This is a genomic window from Methylobacterium sp. CCH5-D2 (assembly GCF_001556475.1).
Taxonomy (GTDB): Bacteria; Pseudomonadota; Alphaproteobacteria; order Rhizobiales; family Beijerinckiaceae; genus Methylobacterium; species Methylobacterium hispanicum.
In genome coordinates, this window is record NZ_LSIX01000629.1 from 1 (window position 1) to 3,799 (window position 3,799).

Here is a 3,799-nt window from a genome sequence, read left to right on the forward strand (position 1 = left end):
AAGCAGACCTCTCCCTATGGGAGAGGGGACCCACGCCTGACCGGGGCTAGGCTCGCCCGGCATATGCGATCGCCCTGCTCTGCGGGGGAGGGAGAGCCGCGCGAGCATGAAAAAGCCCTCCCGCCTCGCGGCGGAAGGGCCCGTATCCTCGACGGCGCAAGCGCCTCAGCGCGAGAACTTCTTGTACTTCAGCTTCTTCGGGATGATCGAGTCCAGCCCGAGCCGGCGCTTCTTGTCGGCCTCATAGTCCGAAAAGTTGCCCTCGAACCACTCGACGTGGCTGTCGCCCTCGAAGGCCAGGATGTGGGTCGCGATGCGGTTCAGGAACCAGCGATCGTGGCTGATGATCACCGCGCAGCCCGCGTAATCCTCCAGGCCCTCTTCCAGCGCCCGCAGGGTCTCCATGTCGAGGTCGTTGGTCGGCTCGTCGAGGAGCAGCACGTTGCCGCCCTTGCGCAGGGTCGCGGCGAGGTGGACGCGGTTGCGCTCGCCGCCCGAGAGCGTGCCGACCTTCTTCTGCTGGTCGCCGCCCTTGAAGGCGAAGGCCGCGCAGTAGGCGCGCGAATTGATCTCGCGCTTGTTGAAGTAGAGGATGTCGTTGCCGCCCGAGATCTCCTGCCAGACGGTGGCGTTCGGATCGAGCGCGTCGCGCGACTGGTCGACGTAGCCGAGATGCACGCTCTCGCCGACCTTGATCTCGCCGGCATCGGGCTTCTCCGTGCCGGTGATCATCTTGAACAGGGTGGTCTTGCCGGCGCCGTTCGGGCCGATCACCCCGACGATGCCGCCCGGCGGCAGCTTGAAGGAGAGATCCTCGATCAGCAGGCGGTCGCCGTAGGCCTTCGACAGGTTGTTGAACTCGATGACGTTCTGGCCGAGCCGCTCGGTGATCGGGATGACGATCTGGGCGGTCGCATCGACCTTCTGCTGCTGCTTGGCGACCAGCTCCTCGTAGCGGGTGATGCGGGCCTTGGACTTGGTCTGGCGGGCCTTCGGCGAGGCCGAGATCCACTCCTGCTCGCGGGCGATCGAGCGCTGGCGGGCCATGTCCTCGCGGCCCTCCTGCTCCAGGCGCTTCTGCTTCTGCACCAGCCAGGACGAGTAGTTGCCCTCGTACGGGATGCCCCGGCCGCGGTCGAGCTCCAGGATCCAGCCCGTGACGTTGTCGAGGAAGTAGCGGTCGTGGGTCACGATCAGGATCGCGCCCGGGTACTGGCGCAGATGGCCCTCGAGCCAGTTCACCGTCTCGGCGTCGAGGTGGTTGGTCGGCTCGTCGAGGAGCAGCAGCTCCGGCTCCCAGAGCAGCAGCTTGCAGAGCGCGACGCGGCGGCGCTCGCCGCCCGAGAGCGTGGCGACAGGCTGCTCGTCGCTCGGGCAGCCCAGCGCCTCCATGGCCTGATCGACCTTCGAGTCGAGCTCCCAGAGGTTCTGCGCCTCGATCTGGTCCTGGAGGGCGGTCATCTCGTCCGCCGTCTCCTCGGAGTAGTTCATCGCGAGCTCGTTGTAGCGGTCGAGCATGGCCTGCTTCTCGGCCACGCCCTCCATCACGTTCTCGCGCACCGACTTGCTGGTATCGAGCTGCGGCTCCTGCGGCAGGTAGCCGACGCGCGCGCCCTGCGCCACGAAGCCCTCGCCGGTCCAGTCCGTGTCGATGCCGGCCATGATCTTGAGCAGCGTCGACTTGCCGGCGCCGTTGATGCCGAGCACGCCGATCTTCGCGTCCGGATAGAACGAGAGGTTGACGTTCTCCAGGACCTTCTTGCCACCCGTGTAGGTCTTGGTCAGACCCCGCATGTGGTAGATGAATTCGCGGGCCATCGCGGGTATCCTCTTAAGCGTTCGTGCCGGCGCGTTCGCGCTCGCCGTGCCGGCGCACGGCTGACACGGTTGACGGGCGCGGGCCGGTTCGCCCGATCCTCTCGGGTCGCCGGCCCCTGTCGCGGGAAATGATCACGCCCGAGTATCAGGACGCGCCGGGGCGGGCAAGGACGGCCGTCGGGCGCGGGTGGGATGCCCGTCAGGCGAAGGGCGTCAGGTGAAGGGATTGCGTACCGGCTCCGCCCGCTCCGCGTCCCCCTCCGGCTCGGCGACGCGCTCGGGCAGGTCCTGCGCCTCCAGCGCGGCCACGATCGCCGCGGCGGTGCGCGCGAGTTCGCGCGCCAGCGCGAGGCCGACGCGGTCCCGGGTGATCTCGCAGGAGCCGTGCAGCGCGATGCGCGCGGTGCCGTTCTCGAAGGAGAGGGCGCCGAGCGTGCGCACCGCCGCGTCGTCCGCGAAGGGCACGAAGCCGGGCTCGGCCCCGCGGCGCGCCTCGCGCTTCGACTCGCGCTTCGACTCGCGCTTCGTCATGGGCATCTCCTCAGAAGATCGAGCGCAGGGCGTCGCGGATCGCCTTGCGCAGTGCCCGGCCCGCCTCGCGCCAGAGCCAGTCCTGCCAGCTCTCCTCGCGGGGCCCGCGCCGCTCGGCCTCGTCCCCGCGGGAGAACTCGCGCGGTTCGGGCAGCGGCATGGCCTGCCCCTTCACGGTGTCCGGCAGCCCGGGGAAGACGTCCACGCCGGCCGTGCCCCTGAGGGCGGCGATCGAGACCGCCTGCCAGGCGGCCCCGGCCCGGTTCGGCGCCAGGTAGGCGCCGGCCTCCCCGCGCGCCGGGTCGTAGATCGCCTTGTAGAGCTGGGTCGGCACCAGCACCCGGCTCTTGATCGCATCGACCGAGCCGCCCGTGAAGACGACGCCGGTCACCACGTAGAGGGTGCCGCGCTCGCGCGCGAGGCGGCGCACGCTCTCCTCGATGCCTGCCCAGAGGCCGCGGTTGAAGGCGCGGTTCTGCGGCACGATGTTGGCGAGGCTGAAGGACTGGCCCTGGGCGGTCTCCGTCGGCATGTCGCCCGCGGGCGCCAGATGGCCGCGGTCGAAGCCCGAATGGACGTAGTCCTCAAGCGTCGAGCGGTCGGCCTCGGGGATCCTGTCCTCCTCGTGAAACCTGTCGTCGCGCGCGACCGCGCGCGCCTCGGCGACGCTCTCCCGGGTCAGCCGCTCGGCGGCGTAGAGGGGCGTGCGCGAGGCGCCCGAGTGCAGCACCGCGAAGGCCTCGAAGCACAGGGGCACGGTGCGCGCGGCGAGCTTCGGGTTGGTGAGCGCCGGCGGCCAGCCCTCCGCGAAGAAGGCGGGGCAGGCCGTCTCCGCCGCGGCCGGCGCGGCCGCGAGGAGGAACCCGAGGGCGAGGGCACGCCTCAGTCGCACATCCGCACCCTCCGCGGGCCCTGCGGCGTCGGGCGCTCGCGCCAACCGCAGGGGCGCCCAAGGCTGCCGCGGAACGGGTGGACCTCCCGGTCCGGCCCGCCCGGCACGGTCCGGGGCGGGCAGGCGCCGAGGAAGCCGCACGCGAACGTGAGATTGCCATCGACCGGACCGGGGGCGGCCGAGGCCTGCCCCAGGAGAAGCTGGCCCCAGAACACGGCGGCCGACAGCGTGATTCCGCACGAACGAATCGACTTCAAGGGCGGTCCTCATGTTGCCGCTGGGGCACGAAATCGCGAAAAATCGCGCCCCAACATTGATCGGAGCAGCGATCATCCGTAACTGGCACTATCATGACAGCGGTCGTGCCTGCTGTCCCCCCGGAGTTCACGGCCCCGTTACGGGCATCGCGTGAGCCGCGCCGACGGCGGTTGGGAAGGGACGTGGCACGATCCGGCACAGCTTCAAGAACGGAAGAGTTCCCCTTGGCCGAGAACGAGAGCGTGACGTCGATCCTTGACGGTCTGGAGGAGCCGGCGGCTTTGCGCCACCTGCCCGAGA

At 70.0% G+C, this 3,799-nt stretch carries 3 protein-coding genes; all 3 read right to left on the bottom strand.

Annotation, left to right across the window (positions count from 1 at the left end):
- Nucleotides 1-165: 165 nt before the first annotated feature.
- The 3 genes from ettA to AX737_RS16835 all read right to left on the bottom strand — a co-directional run bounded on the left by ettA (nucleotide 166) and on the right by AX737_RS16835 (nucleotide 3,235).
- Nucleotides 166-1,818 carry an energy-dependent translational throttle protein EttA gene (gene ettA, locus AX737_RS16825; protein WP_066923379.1) on the bottom strand — a complete coding sequence of 551 codons (1,653 nt, stop codon included), beginning with the start codon at nucleotides 1,816-1,818 and terminating at the stop codon, nucleotides 166-168.
- 213 nt (nucleotides 1,819-2,031) lie between these two features.
- On the bottom strand, nucleotides 2,032-2,349 hold the full coding sequence (locus AX737_RS16830; RefSeq protein ID WP_082773094.1) for a hypothetical protein: 318 nt from the start codon (nucleotides 2,347-2,349) through the stop codon (nucleotides 2,032-2,034).
- 10 nt (nucleotides 2,350-2,359) lie between these two features.
- The gene (locus AX737_RS16835) at nucleotides 2,360-3,235 is read right to left on the bottom strand and encodes a DNA/RNA non-specific endonuclease (protein ID WP_238232150.1); all 876 of its coding nucleotides are present in this window, start codon (nucleotides 3,233-3,235) and stop codon (nucleotides 2,360-2,362) included.
- Nucleotides 3,236-3,799 lie beyond the last annotated feature (564 nt).